The 230-nt window shown below is 60.0% G+C and carries 1 pseudogene; it reads left to right on the forward strand.

The annotated features are described in order from the left end of the window. A pseudogene (locus DW49_RS0107480) lies at nt 1-230 on the forward strand (DDE-type integrase/transposase/recombinase); the annotation flags it as partial.

Genomic DNA, 230 nt, shown 5'->3' on the forward strand with positions numbered 1-230 from the left:
GAAACTGCCCGACTGGCTGGGCTCGCACGTCCGATGCTTTGCTTTTTTCGGCGGCACAACGCAGATACTGGTACCAGACAATCTGCGCAGCGGCGTCACCAAAGCTCATCGTTACGAGCCCGACATCAACCCCAGTTACCGCGACCTGGCCGAGCATTACGGCGTCGCCGTCTTGCCTGCTCGCTCGCGCAAGCCCAAGGACAAAGCCAAGGTCGAAGTCGGTGTTCAAG

The organism is Pseudomonas avellanae BPIC 631, from assembly GCF_000444135.1.
Classification (GTDB): Bacteria; Pseudomonadota; Gammaproteobacteria; order Pseudomonadales; family Pseudomonadaceae; genus Aquipseudomonas; species Aquipseudomonas avellanae.